This is a genomic window from Hydrogenovibrio sp., from assembly GCF_965140365.1.
Classification (GTDB): Bacteria; Pseudomonadota; Gammaproteobacteria; order Thiomicrospirales; family Thiomicrospiraceae; genus Hydrogenovibrio.
Genome location: NZ_OZ223196.1, coordinates 1,945,629 through 1,963,553, shown reverse-complemented (window position 1 = coordinate 1,963,553; position 17,925 = coordinate 1,945,629). Strand labels below are relative to the sequence as shown.

The window sequence follows — 17,925 nt, the reverse complement described above, 5'->3', positions numbered from 1 at the left end:
GTTGGTGGTCTGAAGTGGTAAAACGACCAGGCCTGGTAAAAAGCGGCTTTAGGGTCTAGATTGAAACCAGGCTAGTGGCTGGCGGAGACTAGGCCTGAACTGTTACCCCATTTGTTGACCGCGGCCATGGCTGAGTTGTAGGCATTATCTGGTAAGTCCAGTATGGGCTTAGCACTGTCTCGATAATCTTTTAACTCTTGAGTAATGAAATGGTCGTCCTCGCAGACACTGACGATGTAATTGCTGAGTATGGTGAGGGCTGTAAGGTGTTTTATTTGAGAGTTCCTGACGGTTTTAATGCCAAAATCCATGTCGTGATGAAAGAGTAGTGCCTTATAAATTAAAGCGTTTATTTGCCATTTTTTACCTAATAGGCCGCCAATATGGACGTGGCTGGTCTGATAACGTTCTAATTCGTTTTGAAAGCCGGAAACAGGGTTTGCAAGCTGTGCGTCAAATATTTCCGGATAGGAGTCGGGGTGCTGCCGGTAAAGATAAATGGCGCCGATGTTTTGCATGAGACCGGCAATATAGGCTTCTGTTCGGGATACATCGAATACCCAGTAAGACATTTCAGCCGCGGCAAGTCCTGTTTTAGCGCCATGCTGAAGAATGGATCTTTCATAGTTGTCTTCTGCGAGAATATGACTCAATACAGATGACAGGAACAGGTTATAAATTTCGTCTAGCCCCAGTAGATTCACCGCAACTTTGGCATCCATAATGGGACTTTTTTCCTGAGTCAAATTGGTGTTGGCTAGGTTTAAAAAATTGGCCAATAATTCAGGGTTATGGCTGATTAATTGGGCGACCGTAACCGTATTTGGGTATTTTTTATTGAGTTCGGATTTCAGTTCTAATAGTTCTAATGGAATACTTGGGGTGTGCTGTCTGGCCAAAATGTCGGCGGCGACCTTCAGAGCTTGTTGCATAGTGGCTTCGCTTTAAATGGAGTAAATAAATTTTACAACCATTTGCGTTCAGTACCAAGTGTTCATTGCCATTTTGGATATGGGTTTAAGTTTAAGCATTTGTTTTTGCTATTTTTTAATTTAAAAGATGATGCTATACTAAGCCTATATGATTGGTATCGGGTGGATAAATGGATATTGCAGCGACGTCAAACTCTGCTTTATACAGCATGGTATCGGTTGCTTCACAGCCGCCGATGGATGCACTGGCGTCCATTCCATCCAAGTCCATCCAGGTTCCGAAATCAACCTCGACCTCTCAAAATGATCCTTCCGATAGCCAAGACAAAAATTCCCAAAAGGGCGATTCTGAAAATCGCTCCCTCAGTGCGCAGCCGGACAAGCGATCCATGTCCGAACAACAAACTCAGCAGGAAGTTCAGCGTGTTATTACCGAGCTTAAATCCCGTGACAGAGAGGTGAAAGCACACGAACAGGCGCACTTAGCCGCAGGCGGGCGCCATGTGACAGGTGGTGCTTCTTATTCATATCAAACAGGACCGGATGGTCGCCGTTATGCCATTGGCGGGGAAGTGGGAATTGATACCAGCCCGGTTTCAGGTGATCCGGAAGCCACTTTGTCCAAAGCTCAGCAAGTTCGTGCGGCGGCACTGGCGCCGGCTGAACCTTCTTCGCAGGATTTAAAAGTGGCCGCGCAAGCGACTCAGATGGCGGCACAGGCCCGCGCTGAAATTGCACAGCAAAATCAACAAGAGCGCACAGGTGAAAATCGCGAGACGGAGCGGCCGGAAGGCTCTGAAATGACCGATCGCCCAGAAACTAATTCACAAAGTAATCCATTGCTTGTGGCGTCACAAGATGCTGACCGTTTGGAGATGGGCCGCACGCCTGGAAACTCTCTTTTGGCGTCAGCGGCGAGTGAGCGTAATCAATTTGAAATTCGCCTGATGGGGCAGGCGAGCTAAAAGGGTGCTTAAATCAGCGTTCTTAAACCGGGCAGAATGTTTGTTGCATGGCTTCCAGTAGGTTCAAAATTTGTGGGTCTCGAACTTTGCACAGAATCTTGCTGCCATCGCGGCGAGAAGTGATGATTTCTTTTTCTCTTAAAATATCAATGTGTTGAGAGATGTTGCTTTGAGTGGTTCCGACTTTTGATACGATGTCCATGACGGGAAGTTCATTGTCTCCAAGTACACATAAAATCTTGAGTCTTAGAGGATGCCCCATGGCTTTGAGCGCTTTGGAGGCCTTTTCGATATTTTCTTCTTTTATCGCTAACGGGTTAATTTCTTCCATTCCTTTGTCACCGCTTAATTGTTATTTTGTCAGAATATGTTTAAATGTGTAGATGTCTGTAATTCTAATTAAATAGTTCTCTAATGTCACTTAAACTTCACTTATAATGAAGTAAATTAATTTTTTAGCAGCACTTTTGAATACAAAAATGAACATTCTGGAGTAAAGAGTGAAAATAACTTGGGTGAAAAAAAGTTTTTGGATGTTTTATGGCGCCGTCCTGGGGGCCTCTGTCGTTGTTGGTACCAGTGTCTGGGCGGATGGCGAAAATGAAAAGAAAGCCACGCAGGATTCAACGCCCCAAGCGGTTCTACCTCTTGAAGAATTACGTTCGTTTGTTGAAGTATTTGATCGTATCTCGACCGACTATGTGGAGCCGGTAAAAAATCAGAAATTACTGGAAGGGGCCATCAGCGGCATGCTGTCAAGCCTCGACCCGCACTCGGCTTATCTGCCGCCTAAGAATTACAAGAAAATGGAAGAGCACACGACCGGTGAGTTTGGCGGGCTTGGCATGGAAGTCGGTATGGAAGATGGTTTTGTCAAAGTCATTTCCCCGATCGACGATACACCGGCCCAAGAAGCGGGCGTCAAAGCCGGCGACTTGATTATCAAGCTGGACGATCACCCGGTGAAAGGGAAATCCCTGGCGGACGCCGTCAAAATCATGCGTGGGAAGCCAGGGTCGAAAATCACCCTGACGATTGTGCGTAAAGGCGCAGACAAACCGATTGTGAAAGAGTTGACCCGCGCCATCATCAAGGTCAAAAGTGTCAAAGAACAATTGCTGAACGACGGCATGGGCTATGTTCGTATCAGTCAATTTCAATTGCGTACCGGCGAAGACCTGGTGAAAGCCATTGAAAAACTGGAAAAAGAAAATAAAGGGCCATTGAACGGCTTGGTATTGGATTTGCGTAACAATCCGGGTGGCGTCTTACGAGCAGCGGTTGAAGTTTCGGATGCGTTTTTGAATGATGGCTTGATTGTGTATACCAAAGGTCGAGTTAAGAATTCGGAAATGAAATTTGAAGCCGAAGCGGGCGATTTGATGAAAGGCAAGCCGATTGTGGTGTTGATTAACGAAGGGTCGGCTTCTGCCTCAGAAATCGTTTCCGGTGCATTGCAGGATCAAAAACGCGCTCTCATTGCTGGACGGACCAGCTTTGGTAAAGGGTCTGTTCAAACGTTGATTCCTTTGAACAACGGCGGAGCGATTAAAGTCACCACGGCGCGTTACTACACGCCATCCGGCCGCTCGATTCAAGCGGAAGGTATTAAACCGGACATTGAAATCGATCAAGTAAAAGTGGAAAAGTTGCAAGCGCCGGACTTCACCCGCATCAAAGAAAAAGATTTGAGTGGCCACCTGGACGGTGAGCATGAAGGTGAGAAGTCCAACAAAAAACTGACCAAAGAACAAAAAGCTTCTCAGAAAGCCTTGGACGAGTTGCTGTCGAACGACTACGAATTGCATGAAGCCTTGGGCTTGCTGAAAGGGATGTATTTCACACAGCAAATGAAACAGTGAGGGTCTATGACAAAGCGAGTACTGGTTCCGTTGGCACAAGGTTGTGAAGAACTTGAAGCCGTCACCATTATCGATTTGTTAACGCGTGCCGGGGCGGAAGTGGTGACGGTCAGCTTGGACGAGAACCGAACCATTACCGCCAGTCGCGGCGTGCAGTTGGTCGCACAAACCACTTTGGCCGATGTCGAATCGGATAGGTTTGATGTAATTGCTTTGCCTGGCGGTCTGCCGGGTGCGAATCACTTGAATGGGGATGCGCGTTTGCATCACATGTTGCGGAAAACGGTCCTGCAAGGCGGATTGTCCGCGGCCATTTGTGCCGCGCCGAAGGTATTGGTCTCGGCCGGCCTGTTGGATGGTAAAAAAGCCACCAGCTTTCCCGGTGTGATTGAGAACCAACCGGCAAACAACATGACGTTTGTGAATGAGGCGGTGGTTCAGGACGGACAGATTGTCACGTCGAAAGGACCGGGAACGGCCATCCCGTTTGCACTGACGTTGATTGAAAATTTATTTGGCCAAGACAAGCGAACTGAGGTCGAGAAGGGTCTTCAGCTCAGTTGAGGTGTTGGCGTAACAGTTTTTTGATGCGCAAGGCCAATTGCTTGGCCTGTTCGTCCGTCAACTGTGTGGTTTGACCGGCTTTGGGGTCGGAACGAATCTGGTTCAGCAAAGTTTTCAACGCCTGTTCATCCTGTGGCTGTTTGTCGCTTCCCATTTTCTAAACACTCTTCATTGAATTGCTAGTGAATCGACTTTTCACCAGGCCTGGCGGGTTTGGGTTGATCGTCGTTGACAGTTCATCTGAGTCGCTAAAAATCGATTTTACTTATTAAAACACAAAAATATTTATTTGTAATCGCATCGAAGTTTCATTAGACTCGAAATCATGAAACTGTCTTATGTGTTTTTAATCATCGCGTTTTTATTCGGTCAACTGCAAGTGGCCGGCGCGGCTGTGCCTGCGCATACGATGTCGAGCGAAGCTCCCGCACACGCTTGTTGCGATGAAATGACGGGAATGAATCATGCTGTACATTCCACGCATAAGACGGATCATCACATGGCATCCCATTCCACACAAACCACCGGCCACGATTGTTGTGACCACACCATGGCGTCCGCCGGTTGCCCGATGTGTGGCGATCAATGCGATTGTGGTGTGACCTGTCATATTACTGGGCATTCTTTCGGGGTGATTCAAACCATGGCCATTCGAGTGGCCCCAATGGTTGTTAAAACCGTCGAACCTTCCGATTTTTCGTTTATTTCTGCAGAACTGACGCTGGAAAAACGCCCTCCAAAACACGCTTAAACTCCTCTGACGCTTGACCGATATCGTTGTGCTCCGTGCAGACGGTATGGATTCGATTATCAGCTGATCGGCCTGAACCCAGACCAATTAAAGGATTTTAAGATGATGTCTTTTACACGTTTTTTATGGCTAGGCCTGGCGCTTTGGCTTTCTTTGTCCGGTTGTTCGGCTTTCGCCGCCGATTTGCCGGATATGGCTCAGGAAGCCCATCCGCATGAGGCGGGCGCTTCAACTGAACCCCCTTCTATCGAAGCAAATGCTTCGGATACTCAGCACACCGATACAGCGGTGTATAAATACGTCTGTCCTATGCACCCACAAATTGTTCGGGATCATGAGGGGACTTGTCCCATCTGTGGCATGGCACTGGTCAAACAATTGTTTGACGCGTCCGAATCGGCGCCGGAAGTCCATGTACAAGGTGGCGCTTCCGCTGACGGTTCCTTGCGGCAAACGTTTGCGGTCCGAACCGCGGAAGTCCAACGAACCACTCTTTGGAAATACATTGAAACCTTCGGGAAGGTGGTGCCGGATGAAACGCAAGTGGTTCACATCCACCCGCGTGCTTCGGGGTGGATCAGCGACTTGAGCGTTCGCAGTAATGGTGATTTCGTTAAGAAAGGTGCTTTGTTATACCGCCTTTACTCGCCGGAAATCGTGTCGGCGCAACAGGATTTTCTACAAGCTTTGCAAAGCCAGCGCAAACTGGGTAACAGCGCTCAATCGATTGTCGAATCGGCACGGGTCCGGTTATCGCTGCTGGGGGTCGACGATCAGACCGTTCAGGTTTTGCAACGTAAGCGTCAGGTGATGGAGCAAATTCCAGTGTATGCACCGCAAAGCGGTTACGTGAGCGAAATGGCGGTGCAAAATGGCATGTACATCCAGCCGCAGACCGAGTTGATGAGTCTGATTGGTTTGAACAGCGTTTGGGTTGAGGCGGAAGTCCTGCCTTTACAGCAGGCCTGGGTAAAACAAGGACTCACGGTTGAAGTGGCCACCGATGCGTATCCCGGCCAAACCTGGGAAAGCCGGATTGATTATTTGTATCCGACGGCCGACCCGGTTTTGCAAGCCCTGAAAGTGCGTATTCCGTTGCAAAATGCGGACGAACAGCGCTTCAAACCGAATATGCTAGTGGACGTCACCATCTACGGTGGGCCGAAGCATTCGGTGCTGGCCATCCCGATGGAAGCGGTGATTCAGGACGGCACTCAGTCACGCGTGGTGGTGGAACAACCCAACGGCGGTTTCCGGGTGGCGGAAATCGTCACCGGCATGGAAACCCGTAATTGGGTGGAAGTGTTGTCGGGCTTGAAAGCCGGGGAACGTATTGTCACGTCCGGTCAGTTCCTGATCGATTCGGAAAGTCAGATCCAGTCCAACCTCAAACGCATGGCCGGCTCATCGGATTCCGGTGCGGCTAACCACGCGCATGCGCATTAGGAGGTGGTTATGATTCGTTCGATTATTGCCGCCTCCATTGCGAACCGGTTTTTGGTGCTGCTGTTCAGCCTGGTGCTGGCAGTCTGGGGCTGGAAAGCGGTTCAAAATACGCCCTTGGACGCGATTCCCGATTTATCCGATGTGCAGGTCATTGTCAAAACGCCTTTTGCCGGGCAAAGTCCGCAGTTGGTTGAAGATCAGGTGACCTATCCGGTTTCCAGTCTGATGATGTCGGTACCCAAGGCCAAAGCCGTGCGTGGCTATTCTTTTTTCGGGGATTCCTACGTCTATATTTTGTTCGAAGAGGGCACCGACCCTTATTGGGCGCGCTCCCGGGTGCTGGAATATCTCAATCAAGTGAAACCGCAATTGCCCGACGGGGTGCAGCCACGACTGGGGCCGGACGCCTCCGGGGTGGGTTGGGTGTATCAATATGCGTTGGTGGACCGAACCCACTCGACCGATTTGGCCGAACTGCGCAGTTTGCAGGATTGGTTTTTGAAGTACGAACTGCAGTCGGTATCCGGCGTGTCGGAAGTCGCGTCGGTCGGCGGAATGGTCAAGCAATACCAAGTGGTGGTGGACCCGAATAAATTACGGGGCTATAACTTGACCCTGGAACAAGTGCAACAAGCGATTCGTCAAAGCGCGACGGAAATGGGCGCGTCCGTCATCGAGCTGGCGGAAGCCGAATACATGGTCGGGGTGAAAGGCTATGTTACCCGCTTGAAGGACTTGCAACAGGTGCCGGTGGGCAGATTGTCGGCCGACGGTACGCCTTTGCTGTTGAAGGACATCGCTCGGGTTCAGTTGGGCGCGAAGCCGCGCCGCGGCATTGCGGAACTGAATGGTGAAGGCGAGGTGGTCGGCGGCATAGTAGTGATGCGTTCCGGTGAAAATGCCCTGAATGTGATTCAGGCGGTGAAAGCCAAATTAGACGATATTCGCCCAGGCCTGCCGGAAGGCGTGGACTTGGTTGAAGTCTATAATCGCTCCGGGCTGATCGAGCGTTCCGTGGCGACACTTAAAGATAAGCTGCTGGAAGAAATGATTGTGGTGGCCTTGGTCTCGCTGGTGTTCTTGTTCCATTTACGCTCCGCTTTGGTGGCGGTGGTTTCGTTGCCATTGGGGATTTTGGGCGCTTTCATCATTATGGAAGTCATGGGCGTCACCGCCAACATCATGAGTTTGGGGGGCATCGCCATCGCCATTGGCACCATGGTGGATGCGGCGATTGTGATGATTGAGAATGCCCACAAGCATTTGGAGGCGTATCGTCGTGAAACCGGCGAACCCGCCCAAGGCCAAGATCATTGGCGTTTGATCCGGGAATCGGCTCAGGAAGTCGGCTTGCCGTTATTTCTGTCGCTGTTAATCATCGCCTTAAGTTTTGTGCCGATTTTTGCCCTGCAGGAGCAGGCCGGACGCCTTTTCACGCCATTGGCTTTGACCAAAACCCTGGCGATGGCCGTGGCGGCGGGGCTGGCGATTACGCTGGTGCCGGTGTTGATGGGGTGGTTTATTCGCGGACGTCTGCCGAGTGAATCCGCCAATCCCCTGAACCGTTGGCTGGTGGCGTTGTATCGTCCGGTCTTACAGTGGGCGTTACGCTTTCCCAAAAGCGTTTTGGTGGCGGCATTGTTGCTGTTGGTCAGTGCGGCGTATCCCTGGCAACACATCGGCTCCGAATTTATGCCGGAGCTCGAGGAGGGTGATTTGCTTTACATGCCGACCACCTTGCCCGGTTTATCGATCGGCAATGCGCAAAGTTTGCTGCAGCAGACCGACCGCATCATTAAGTCCTTTCCGGAAGTGAAGACGGTGTTCGGCAAAATCGGTCGGGCTGATACCGCGACCGATCCGGCGCCTTTGACGATGATTGAAACCACCATTCAGTTAAAGGATAAGTCGGAATGGCGTGAAGGCATGACCTTACCGAAATTGATTCAAGCCTTAAACGAGGCGGTGGCGATTCCCGGCTTGACCAATGCTTGGGTGCAACCCATCAAAACCCGCATTGACATGTTGTCCACCGGGATCAAAACACCCATCGGCATTAAAATCGCCGGGGACGACTTGGCTGAGATTCAAGCCGTCGGCGAACAGGTCGAATCGGCGGTATCGAAGGTACCGGGCACCTTGTCGGCCTTTTCCGACCGATCCGAAGGCGGGCGCTATATTGATATCCTACCAAAACGTGCCCAAGCGGCCCGTTATGGTTTGAGTGTGGCGCAAATGGCCAATATCGTCGCGTCAGCGGTCGGGGGGCAGGTGTTGCAACAGACCATTGAAGGACGGGAACGTTACAGTTTGAATCTACGTTATCCCCAGGCCTGGCGGAATTCGGTGGAATCCTTAAAGCTGTTGCCGATTGTGACCGCTTCCGGTGCGCAGATTCAACTGGGTATGATTGCCGATATCAAAATCCGCATGGGGCCGCCGATGATCAAGTCGGAAAACGCACGCCTCAACGGTTGGACGTTTGTCGACTTGGATAAAGGCACCGATTTGGTGGATTACATTCAACGTGCCAAACAAGCGGTGGCCGACGCCGTGCCGTTGCCACCGGGTATCAGTGTGCAATGGACCGGGCAGTATGAATACCTGCTCAAAGCACAGCAAACCTTATATAACATCGTGCCGCTGACGCTCATCATTATCTTCGTGCTGCTGTACATCATCTTCAAGCAAGTGGCGGAAGCGGTGATGATTCTGCTGGTGATTCCATTCGCGCTGCTCGGCTCGGTCTGGTTCTTGTGGTGGTTGGGTTACGACTACTCGATTGCCGTGGCCGTGGGAATGATTGCCTTGGCCGGTGTGGCGACCGAATTCGGTGTGGTGATGTTGCTGTATCTGAAACAGGCGATTCACAAAGCCGAATCGGAAGGGCGACTGAACAACCGTAACGATTTGGCCGCCGCCATTATGCAAGGCGCGGTGCAGCGCGTGCGGCCGAAAGCCATGACGGTGAGTGTCATCGTCATCGGGTTGTTGCCGATTTTGTTCGCCAACGGCACCGGCGCGGAAGTGATGAAGCGCATTGCCGCGCCGATGGTCGGCGGCATGATTTCGGCGCCGCTGGTGTCGATGCTGTTGATTCCGTTGCTGACGTATTTACTGTATGCCGCCAAAGGGTTCGGAACCGAGAAGGCCACCGAAGCCAAAGGAGACGCTGTATGAAGGGTTTAAATTATGTTTCAAAAAGCTTAAAGCTTGTTTCGTTACGGCTCAGTGGGTTAGTTTTTGCGGCGGCTATTTGGTCGTCGCCGGCGTCGGCTTCACAGTTGCAACAATTGTTTGAGGTCGCGCTGGCCAACAATCCGCAATTGTCAGCGGCCGAAGCCGACAGTGCGGCGGCCATGAGCGATGTTCGGCAGGCCGAGTCCGAAGAAAACCTGACCGTCAATCTGAAAAGTGAGCTGAGTTACGCTTGGATGAAGGAAAGTTCCTTCTCCCGAACCGCCAACCAGTTGGTGGCGGTTTATCCGTTGTACCAACCGGAACAGAGCGATTTGAACGCCGCGGCCAGTCAGCAGCACAGCAGTCGCCAATATCAACTGGATGCCACGCGTCAGCAGTTGCTGTTACAGGTGGCGCTGACGTATTTTCGTTATTGGTCGCAGCAAGAAGATTTGCACTTTCTGCAAAAAGAGCGCCGTTCCATTGAATCGATTCTACAACAGGTCAAACAACGCTTTCAGGTGGGCTATCAGGATTTGAACGACATCGTCGAGATACAGGCGCGGTTGGACATGAATCATGCCGATGCACTGGAAGCGCGTCAGTCGCTGGAACGCACGCGCCAGAATCTGGCAGCTTTGTTGGGCGTGGATCATCTGGACGCCATCCCGCAAACCGCTTTCGGGTTCCCGGTGGATGTGGGGGATGAGGTGACGCAGTTAGCGCAGCGGTATGGATTGGCGAATTTACAAAACCGCCAGGCCTGGCCGGAATTGGTGTCGCATCACCCGAGCCTGTTTGCATTGCAGGCTTCCGCCGACGCGCTGCGCAACGAGGCGGAATATCGCAAGAATAAGGATAGCTTCCAGCTCGATGCGTTCGGCACCTTGGTGTACAACGATTCCGGCAATCATTATTACGATGATATGGAAGGGGCTCGCGGCGGAGTGCAATTGACCGTGCCGTTGTATTTGGGCGGCCGCACTGAGTCGTCGGTGTCCAAAGCCCGGTATCAATCGCAAAAACGCTTGGCGCAAAAGCGTCAACAGCAATTAAAGCTGGAAGCGGAAGCGAAAAATGCCTGGCTGGGATTGCAGACCGGTGTGGCGCGGGTCAAGGCCTTGCAGTCGGCGTTGGTGTCGAACCGGGCGGCCTTGAAAGCCACCGAGCAAGGGTTACAGACCGGACGCCGTAATATTCTGGATTTGCTCAATGCGCAGCGCAGTTTGCACAAAACCGAGCGAGACTTGCCGGTTTTGAAGGCGCAAATCGGTGAAGACCTGGCAAAATTTTATTGGGCCATAGGAAAAATGAGTGAAGAAAACAATCTCTGGCAGAAATAAAGTTGAGTAAACTGGGTCTACTAAATGAATGTTTTTTAAGTGTTTGAACCAACAATCTTTTGTATGAAAACAACAGGAGTAAAGCGTATGTCTAAGCAAAATCGAAGAGACTTTTTGAAGATGGCGGGTGCCGCCACCGCCGCGACCTTGACCGGTAATGTTCTGGCGTCCGACAACCCGTTCGGCTTCAAGGAAATGGCCGGAGGCTATCAGCAGGTCGCCGAAGGAAAATGCGGCAGCATGAAGGATAAAGAAGGAAAATGCGGCGGCATGAAAGATAAGGAAGGAAAGTGCGGTGAAGGCAAGTGTGGCGAAGGCAAATGCGGCGGCATGAAGTGATGATTCCGTAAACCCTGATCTTAAAAAGCCGCCCATTTGAGCGGCTTTTTATTTTAAGATGAGCCAAGATGGATGTGTCTTTAACGATTTGTAGATTTGAATAAGGGTGAGTGGATGACTTTACGATTTGAACCCACTTTGCAGGGTGTGGGCTTGGGATTACGTCGCGACTTTTTCGACGAGATTCTCGCCGACCCGGATTTCGATATTGATTTTCTCGAAATCGCCCCGGAAAACTGGCTGCGGTTTGGCGGGCGTCAAGGCCGTGCATTGCGTCAGTTGACCGAGCGTTATCCGTTTGCCTGCCACGGTTTGTCGCTCGACCTGGGCGGTCCGCATCCGCTTGATGAGGCTTATGTGCTGGAACTCAAAACGTTTTTCGAGCAGCACGATGTCCGAGTGTACACCGAACATTTAAGCTATTGCGGCGATTCCGGCCATTTATATGACCTGATGCCGATTCCGTTTACCGAAGAGGCCGTGCATTATGTGGCCGATCGCATCAAACGAGTGCAGGATTTGTTGGAAAGACCGATTGGGGTGGAAAACGTGTCTTTCTACGCCATGCCGAGCAATGAACTGACCGAAGCCGAGTTCATTAATGCGGTGGTGTCGGAGGCCGACTGCGGATTGTTGTTCGACGTTAATAACACCTATGTCAACAGCATTAACCATCGCTATGATGCACGTGAATTCATGCGGCAAATGCCGACCGAACGAATGATGTATTTTCACATGGCTGGGCATTTCGACGAAGCCGAGGATTTGAAAATCGATACCCACGGTCAGGACGTTAAACAGGCTGTCTGGGCGTTGCTGGACGATACCTATGCACAGCAGGGTGTTTTCCCCACCTTGTTGGAACGGGATTTCAATATTCCGCCGTTGACGGAGTTGATGCAGGAAGTGGCACAAATTCGAACCGCCCAGGCAAAAGCGGTCACAAAAACCGCTGCCAATGGCCCAGCGGAACACATTAGAAAGGAAGGCTGATGGACGAACTGGATTGGCAGGCTTTGCCGAACTTTCAGAAAATGCAATATCGCTTCGCAGCCCGCATTCGGGATCCACAAGGTGCAACCGAGACAGTCGATGATTTTGTCAAAAAGTCACCAGGCCTGGCGGAATCCGAGGTAGACCCGACTTTGCCGATCGAAGAGCGGCGTTGGAAAGCCTATGAGGATTTGTTTTTCAACAATGTGCAGGACTTTTTTTCCAAGTTATTTCCGGTGCTGAAATCGGTGTTAGGCGAAAAGCGGTGGGCAGAACTGGTGCGCGAATATATGCAGAAACACCGGGCCCGAACGCCGTTGTTTCACGAGCTGGGCGAAGAGTTTTTAGTGTTCTTGCAACAAGCCTATGAACCGCAGCCGCAAGACCCGGCGTTTATGTTGCCGTTGGCGCATTACGAGTGGGTAGAATTGGCCCTGTCGGTGGATGAAGCCGAGGGGTTTGAGAATCCTCCGGGTCTGACGGCCGATTTGGACGCGGTATACGAATTGTCGCCCGTGGCTTGGCCTTTGGCGTATGATTGGCCGGTGCATGAATTGGGGCCGGATGACATGCCTGAGTCGCCGCCGGAAATGGTCACCACGCTGCTGGTGTATCGCGATTCGGACGATGCCATTCAGTTCATGGTCTTGTCACCGGTGCTATACGAGTTCATTCAGCGTTTGGCGAATGTTGAGATTATTGAATCCGCCGAGGCTCCTGATACGGCTGCTGCACCGACGGCTCGAACCGTGTTGTTGGGCTTGGCCGAAGCCTTGCAGGTTCCGGTGTCGGACCTGGAAGGTTTTGCCCGGTCGGTATTGCAGGATTTAATTGATCGTCAGGTGTTGCGTCCTGTTCAAAGTCCGGCATTAAGCGGATAGGCACTTCATTTCGAACTTGGTTGCATCCAGCGGTTTACTGAATAAATAGCCCTGGCCTTCGTCGCATTCCAACGCCTTGAGAATATCCAATTGGTTGGGGGTTTCAATGCCTTCGGCCAACACTTTCATACCCAGACTGTGGCCCATTTTGATAATCGCGCGGACGATGGAGCGCGCTTCTTTATTGAATTCGATGTCATCGATAAAGCTTTTGTCGATTTTAATGCGGTCCACATTCAAGTGTTTGATGTACGACAGGGACGAATAGCCGGTACCGAAATCGTCGATGGAAATTTCCAAGCCTTTTTCCTGAAGAGTGCTTAGGCAGTTGGCGTTTTCGTTGTTACCGTTGCGCTGGATGTTTTTCATCATCACCGATTCGGTGACTTCGATGTCGATGCGGTTGGCGGAGAGTTGGCTTGTCTGCAAGATGCGTTCCACTAAATCGCCGAAATTGCCGGCCAGTAATTGAGTGGAAGACGCGTTAATGGCGACACGAGGTAATGCGACTTTGCAATGTGACCAGGCCTGGAGTTGATGAGCGGCGGTCTCCAGCACGAATTCGCCGATGGCGTTGATGAGGCCGAATTTTTCCGCCAGCGGAATGAATTCGTCAGGTGAAACCATGCGGTCGCTTCTCGGCCAACGCACCAACGCTTCAGCTCCAACCAATTTGAGGGCGTGCAGGCTGTATTGCGGTTGATAATGTACTTGAAATTCTTTTTCACGCACGGCCCGGTGCAAGCTTTCTTCGATTTCGTGCAGATAACTCAGCTGCTGGCGCATGTCTTTCGAGAACAGGCAATAAGGCGTGTGTTGCACTTTTTTAGCAGTGTACATGGCGTAATCGGCATGTTTGATCAGCGATTCCGGTGTCTCGCCGTGTTGTGGATAGGAGGCGATCCCGATGCTGCAAGTGACTTCGTGATTAGAGTGATGAATGTGATTGACTTTCTTCACTTGCAGGAACAATTGGTTGGCGAGTTCGGCTAATTCGGATGGGGTGTGGCGTGAGGTGACCAGTACGGCAAATTCGTCGCCGCCGAGACGCGCCAGAAACTCGCCTTCCGGAACCGTTTTCTTGAAAGCTTGGCCGACATGCCAAAGAAATTCGTCGCCAATGGTGTGCCCCAAATGATCATTGACCCATTTGAAATCATTGAGGTCGATGTAGTAGAGATGAAACGCTTCGGTCTCATGTTTTTCAATCATGTCTTGAATTTGATGATTGAAAGAATAACGGTTTGGAAGCTGAGTCACCGCATCGTAGTTGGCGGTGTAGGTCAACTGATTTTGAATGTTCTTCAACTCGGAGATGTCGGTCAAAATGATGGAGTAATAGCTGTCCGGTAAGCTTTTGTCTTGCAGCTTATGGATGTCAATCATCATGTATTGGTTTCGATAGTGATACATCGCCGCTTCACCGCGCCAAGATTTATGTACGGCGAGGTATTCCTGAATGGCGGGTAGGTTGAGTTCGCAGAAGGCTTTTTCCAGCATTTCCCAAACCGATAACGTATCACTTAAATCACCTGCCAGCCGTAATTCAGTGAGTTTTTTGTTACTGATATGCAATTGACCTTCTTCATCGAAGATACCGATGGCTTCGCTCAGGTTTTGCATGAGATTGCGGTCGAGTAAGAGTTCATGGGTACGTTGGTGAACCCGTTCTTCCAAATGGTCGCGCAGGCTATCTTGATTGCGCGCGTAGCGTTTGAGTTGGTCAATGGTCAGTAAGGCAATGATCAGTAAACTGACGATAATGGGGATGGCGACCAATAGAATCATACTGCGCATGTCCGACAGTATGGCCGCAAAGTTGGCCTCCGAATGGTTTGACGCGACTTGGTAATCGGCTTCCAAACGGTTCAGGGTGCTGATGACTTGTTTTTGAAGCGGCAGGGTGACATCCACCAGTTGCTTGAGTGCGGCATCTTTTCGGTCATCCATCAACAGAGTGTAAACGGTTTCCTGGAAACGGCGGTTACGGGTCATGATTTCGCCAGCGTCTTCGATGATGTCGATCTGGGAAGGGGCGAATGCATTTTCACGCAGCGCGCTCAGGTTCTGGATGACCATCTGTTCGTAGCGGAACATGTCCATATGCAGGGCGTCGATTTCAAACGGATCCTTGGCATTGATCATGCGCACCATCAGGATACTGCGCTGGGTGGCGGCATTGAACAGGGCATCCAGGTTGCTCTGGTAAGCGGTGTTTTCCTGGTGGGTTTCGAAGGCATTGGCGATTTTACTTTCGTAGTTAAAGAAAATGCCGGAGGAGATCGCCACCAGGATGATGACGAGGCTATAGCCGATGACCAGAAAGTGAATGAAATTGCTTGAATTCTTATACATAGCGGGTATTTTGATAGAATGGATTTTCATAAGCAATTTAAAAAAATTAATGATGATATGTGAAATTGTTGGTGCGTCAAAAGCCTGATTTCACGACGTTTCTTAAGGAATTAGCCCATGGTCGAAACGGAAAACTGTTTGTATAAAAGCGCCTTTTGGGTTCAGGCGGTTCAGAATTTCATTCGTAAGGATGGGTTAGATTCGGTGACGGTGCTGGCTTATGCTTCGTTGGTGGGGCTGGTGCCGTTTTTGACCATTATGCTCAGCGTGTTTTCGATGTCGGACAGTTTTCAAACCTTTGAAGATGCGGTGATGGACAAGGTGTTACATTATTTGTTGCCGGCTTCGACACCGATGGTGGAATCTTATCTGCTTCAATTTTCCCAGCAGGCGAGTAAATTACACGGGATTGGCATTTTCTCCATGCTGATGATTGCATTGCTGTTGCTGTGGACGGTCGACCAGAAAATTAACGCCATGTGGGACAAACATTTGCAGCGCAGTTGGTGGGTGAGCTTATTGCATTACATTGGTATCAGTGTCGTCGGGCCGGTGTTGCTTGGCGGGAGCCTAGTGTTGAGTTCGGTGTTGTTGGCCGCGCCGATTTTGCCGGGCGTGCCGTTGGAAACGGTGTTTTTGAATCAATTGCCGATTCTGATCAATGTGATCGGTTTCTGGTTTTTGTACCGTTTTGTGCCATTGCACCGGGTGCCTTGGCGCTATGCGTTGATGGGCGCAATTTTAGCCACGTTTGAGTTGGAGTTGCTGAAATACGGTTTTGGCCTCTATGTGAAGTGGTTTCCCACCTATAACCTAATTTACGGCGCGTTTGCGGTGATCCCGCTGTTTTTGCTGTGGTTGTATCTGCTTTGGTTCATTCTGATTTTCAATGCCTCGGTGGTGCACCAGATGATGGCGAAGCCGAAAGCCGCTTGAGGTATTTTGAGCGGTTTTGAAACAATTCGAGGAAAGGGCGGTCTTATTAAGCAACCCCCTGATTTAAACAGGGGGCAAAGGGAATCCGACGGGATGGAATCGAATGTCGAATAAAACGCTGTTTTTTGATCAATTGGTCCGAGCTTATGCGAAAGACCTGTTCCGTTATGCGTTCTGGATGAGCAAAGACGTGAATGTGGCCGAAGATTTGGTGCAGGAAACCTTTTCACGTGCCTGGAAAGCCTTGGATAAGTTGCAGGATGAGCAAGCGGCTAAAGCGTGGCTGATGACGATTCTGCGCCGTGAAAATGCCCGTCGTTTTGAAAAGCAATCACCGGAGTGGGTGGCGATGGAAGAGGCGATGATGCCCGACAGCGTTGAGCGTGAGCCGGAACGGCAAATGGAACGACAGGCGTTGTATCAGGCCATCCTGTCGCTGGATGCACAATTTAAGGAGCCTTTGTTGTTACAGGTGTTATGGGGGTTCAGCGGCGAGGAAATTGCCGACCAACTCGGACTGAAACTGGCGACCGTTAACACTCGTCTGTTCCGAGCCCGACAGCAACTTAAACAACAACTGGAACGGCCGCCCGTGACGGTCGGTTTGAAAGGAAATCGCACATGACCGAACTGGAATTTCGACGCAGACTGTTGGAGTCGCCGAACCAATTGGACGAGGCGATGCAAGCGTATTTGGCCGAACATCCCGACAAAGCGGCCGACGTCAAGGCACAAAAAGCCTTTGAAACGGAGTTGGTACAGACAATGCGGGTGACGCCGCCGGAAGGCTTGGAAGATCGTATTCTCTTAAAGAGCCGTTTCGAAGCGTCGCCACAAAACGATGGCAGCTGGTTCGGCAATTTGACGGCGTTTGCGGCGTCGTTTGCCTTGGTGGCGGTCTTTGCGGTTTGGCAGTGGCCGTTACAGCCGGGTGTCGGTTCAAACGGGCATCTTGCAGCGAACACGCAGGAAGCCTTGCTGGAACAAGCGGTGGTGGATCATATTATCGACCATGCGCGGGAAGCACCGGACTTGATGAAAGCACAACCGCTGGATCAAGATGAAGCCGCTTTGCAGAAATTGTTTGCCAAGGTGGGGGCGGTGTTGGATAAACCGGTGGACTTCATGAGCTATGCCGGAGAGTGCGAAGTGAACGGTCAGAAAGGACTGCATCTGGTGTTGCAGGAAGAAGCCGGGCCGGTGACGATTATTGTGTTACCGGGTAAACAGCTCACCACCATGCAGGCGTTTAATCGTTCCGGCTTCCAGGGGCAGATGATTCCGGTCAAAGGGGCGATGGTGGCGATTGTCGGCGATTCCTACCAGGAACTGGCGATGGCGCAAATGCACTTCTTTAAAGCGGTTCGCTTCGGTTAAA

17 protein-coding genes are annotated in these 17,925 nt (G+C 50.9%); 13 read left to right on the top strand and 4 right to left on the bottom strand.

Annotation, left to right across the window (positions count from 1 at the left end):
* Nucleotides 1-71: 71 nt before the first annotated feature.
* On the bottom strand, nucleotides 72-932 hold the full coding sequence (locus AC0KH7_RS09365) for an HDOD domain-containing protein (RefSeq protein WP_472372823.1): 861 nt from the start codon (nucleotides 930-932) through the stop codon (nucleotides 72-74).
* Between the two features lie 170 nt (nucleotides 933-1,102).
* Here AC0KH7_RS09365 and AC0KH7_RS09360 point away from each other — a divergent pair, with 170 nt between their 5' ends.
* Complete coding sequence (locus AC0KH7_RS09360) at nucleotides 1,103-1,897, top strand: putative metalloprotease CJM1_0395 family protein (protein ID WP_472372821.1); 795 nt, start codon at nucleotides 1,103-1,105, stop codon at nucleotides 1,895-1,897.
* A gap of 22 nt (nucleotides 1,898-1,919) precedes the next feature.
* On the opposite strand, the gene AC0KH7_RS09355 is transcribed toward AC0KH7_RS09360, so the two are convergent.
* Nucleotides 1,920-2,228: an ArsR/SmtB family transcription factor gene (locus AC0KH7_RS09355; RefSeq protein ID WP_472372819.1), complete on the bottom strand. Its 309-nt coding sequence runs from the start codon at nucleotides 2,226-2,228 to the stop codon at nucleotides 1,920-1,922.
* Nucleotides 2,229-2,430: 202 nt separating this feature from the next.
* Between AC0KH7_RS09355 and AC0KH7_RS09350 the strand changes: the two genes are divergently transcribed.
* Together AC0KH7_RS09350 and AC0KH7_RS09345 are read left to right on the top strand one after the other, a co-directional pair.
* Complete coding sequence (locus AC0KH7_RS09350; RefSeq protein WP_472373795.1) at nucleotides 2,431-3,759, top strand: S41 family peptidase; 1,329 nt, start codon at nucleotides 2,431-2,433, stop codon at nucleotides 3,757-3,759.
* Nucleotides 3,760-3,765: 6 nt separating this feature from the next.
* A complete protein-coding gene (locus AC0KH7_RS09345; protein ID WP_472372817.1) occupies nucleotides 3,766-4,323 on the top strand; it encodes a DJ-1 family glyoxalase III in 558 nt (185 codons plus the stop codon).
* Here the strand turns inward: AC0KH7_RS09345 and AC0KH7_RS09340 are convergent.
* Complete coding sequence (locus AC0KH7_RS09340) at nucleotides 4,316-4,477, bottom strand: hypothetical protein (protein WP_472372815.1); 162 nt, start codon at nucleotides 4,475-4,477, stop codon at nucleotides 4,316-4,318. The two genes, AC0KH7_RS09345 and AC0KH7_RS09340, sit on opposite strands and share 8 nt — an antisense overlap.
* 171 nt (nucleotides 4,478-4,648) lie before the next feature.
* On the opposite strand from AC0KH7_RS09340, the gene AC0KH7_RS09335 reads away from it, so the two are divergent.
* The 7 genes from AC0KH7_RS09335 to AC0KH7_RS09305 all read left to right on the top strand — a co-directional run bounded on the left by AC0KH7_RS09335 (nucleotide 4,649) and on the right by AC0KH7_RS09305 (nucleotide 13,256).
* On the top strand, nucleotides 4,649-5,074 hold the full coding sequence (locus AC0KH7_RS09335) for a hypothetical protein (RefSeq protein WP_472372813.1): 426 nt from the start codon (nucleotides 4,649-4,651) through the stop codon (nucleotides 5,072-5,074).
* A 102-nt stretch (nucleotides 5,075-5,176) separates the two neighbouring features.
* Nucleotides 5,177-6,520: an efflux RND transporter periplasmic adaptor subunit gene (locus AC0KH7_RS09330; protein WP_472372811.1), complete on the top strand. Its 1,344-nt coding sequence runs from the start codon at nucleotides 5,177-5,179 to the stop codon at nucleotides 6,518-6,520.
* Between the two features lie 9 nt (nucleotides 6,521-6,529).
* On the top strand, nucleotides 6,530-9,700 hold the full coding sequence (locus AC0KH7_RS09325; RefSeq protein ID WP_472372809.1) for an efflux RND transporter permease subunit: 3,171 nt from the start codon (nucleotides 6,530-6,532) through the stop codon (nucleotides 9,698-9,700).
* On the top strand, nucleotides 9,697-11,043 hold the full coding sequence (locus AC0KH7_RS09320; RefSeq protein ID WP_472372807.1) for a TolC family protein: 1,347 nt from the start codon (nucleotides 9,697-9,699) through the stop codon (nucleotides 11,041-11,043). Before AC0KH7_RS09325 ends, AC0KH7_RS09320 begins: the two co-directional genes overlap by 4 nt.
* Before the next feature lie 87 nt (nucleotides 11,044-11,130).
* A complete protein-coding gene (locus AC0KH7_RS09315) occupies nucleotides 11,131-11,382 on the top strand; it encodes a twin-arginine translocation signal domain-containing protein (protein ID WP_472372805.1) in 252 nt (83 codons plus the stop codon).
* Between the two features lie 114 nt (nucleotides 11,383-11,496).
* Nucleotides 11,497-12,375, top strand: a complete 879-nt coding sequence (locus AC0KH7_RS09310; protein ID WP_472372803.1) for an HvfB family MNIO-type RiPP peptide maturase — start codon at nucleotides 11,497-11,499, stop codon at nucleotides 12,373-12,375.
* A complete protein-coding gene (locus AC0KH7_RS09305) occupies nucleotides 12,375-13,256 on the top strand; it encodes an HvfC family RiPP maturation protein (protein ID WP_472372801.1) in 882 nt (293 codons plus the stop codon). The genes AC0KH7_RS09310 and AC0KH7_RS09305 overlap by 1 nt, the downstream gene beginning before the upstream one ends.
* Here AC0KH7_RS09305 and AC0KH7_RS09300 read toward each other — a convergent pair.
* Entirely contained in the window at nucleotides 13,245-15,611 is a 2,367-nt protein-coding gene (locus tag AC0KH7_RS09300; RefSeq protein WP_472372799.1) for a putative bifunctional diguanylate cyclase/phosphodiesterase, read from the bottom strand. The genes AC0KH7_RS09305 and AC0KH7_RS09300 overlap by 12 nt on opposite strands.
* A gap of 117 nt (nucleotides 15,612-15,728) precedes the next feature.
* Between AC0KH7_RS09300 and AC0KH7_RS09295 the strand changes: the two genes are divergently transcribed.
* The 3 genes from AC0KH7_RS09295 (at nucleotide 15,729) to AC0KH7_RS09285 (ending at nucleotide 17,924) form a co-directional block, all read left to right on the top strand.
* Nucleotides 15,729-16,547: a YihY family inner membrane protein gene (locus AC0KH7_RS09295; protein ID WP_472372797.1), complete on the top strand. Its 819-nt coding sequence runs from the start codon at nucleotides 15,729-15,731 to the stop codon at nucleotides 16,545-16,547.
* A 103-nt stretch (nucleotides 16,548-16,650) separates the two neighbouring features.
* Nucleotides 16,651-17,172: a sigma-70 family RNA polymerase sigma factor gene (locus AC0KH7_RS09290; protein WP_472372795.1), complete on the top strand. Its 522-nt coding sequence runs from the start codon at nucleotides 16,651-16,653 to the stop codon at nucleotides 17,170-17,172.
* Complete coding sequence (locus tag AC0KH7_RS09285; RefSeq protein WP_472372794.1) at nucleotides 17,169-17,924, top strand: DUF3379 family protein; 756 nt, start codon at nucleotides 17,169-17,171, stop codon at nucleotides 17,922-17,924. The genes AC0KH7_RS09290 and AC0KH7_RS09285 overlap by 4 nt, the downstream gene beginning before the upstream one ends.
* Nucleotide 17,925 lies beyond the last annotated feature (1 nt).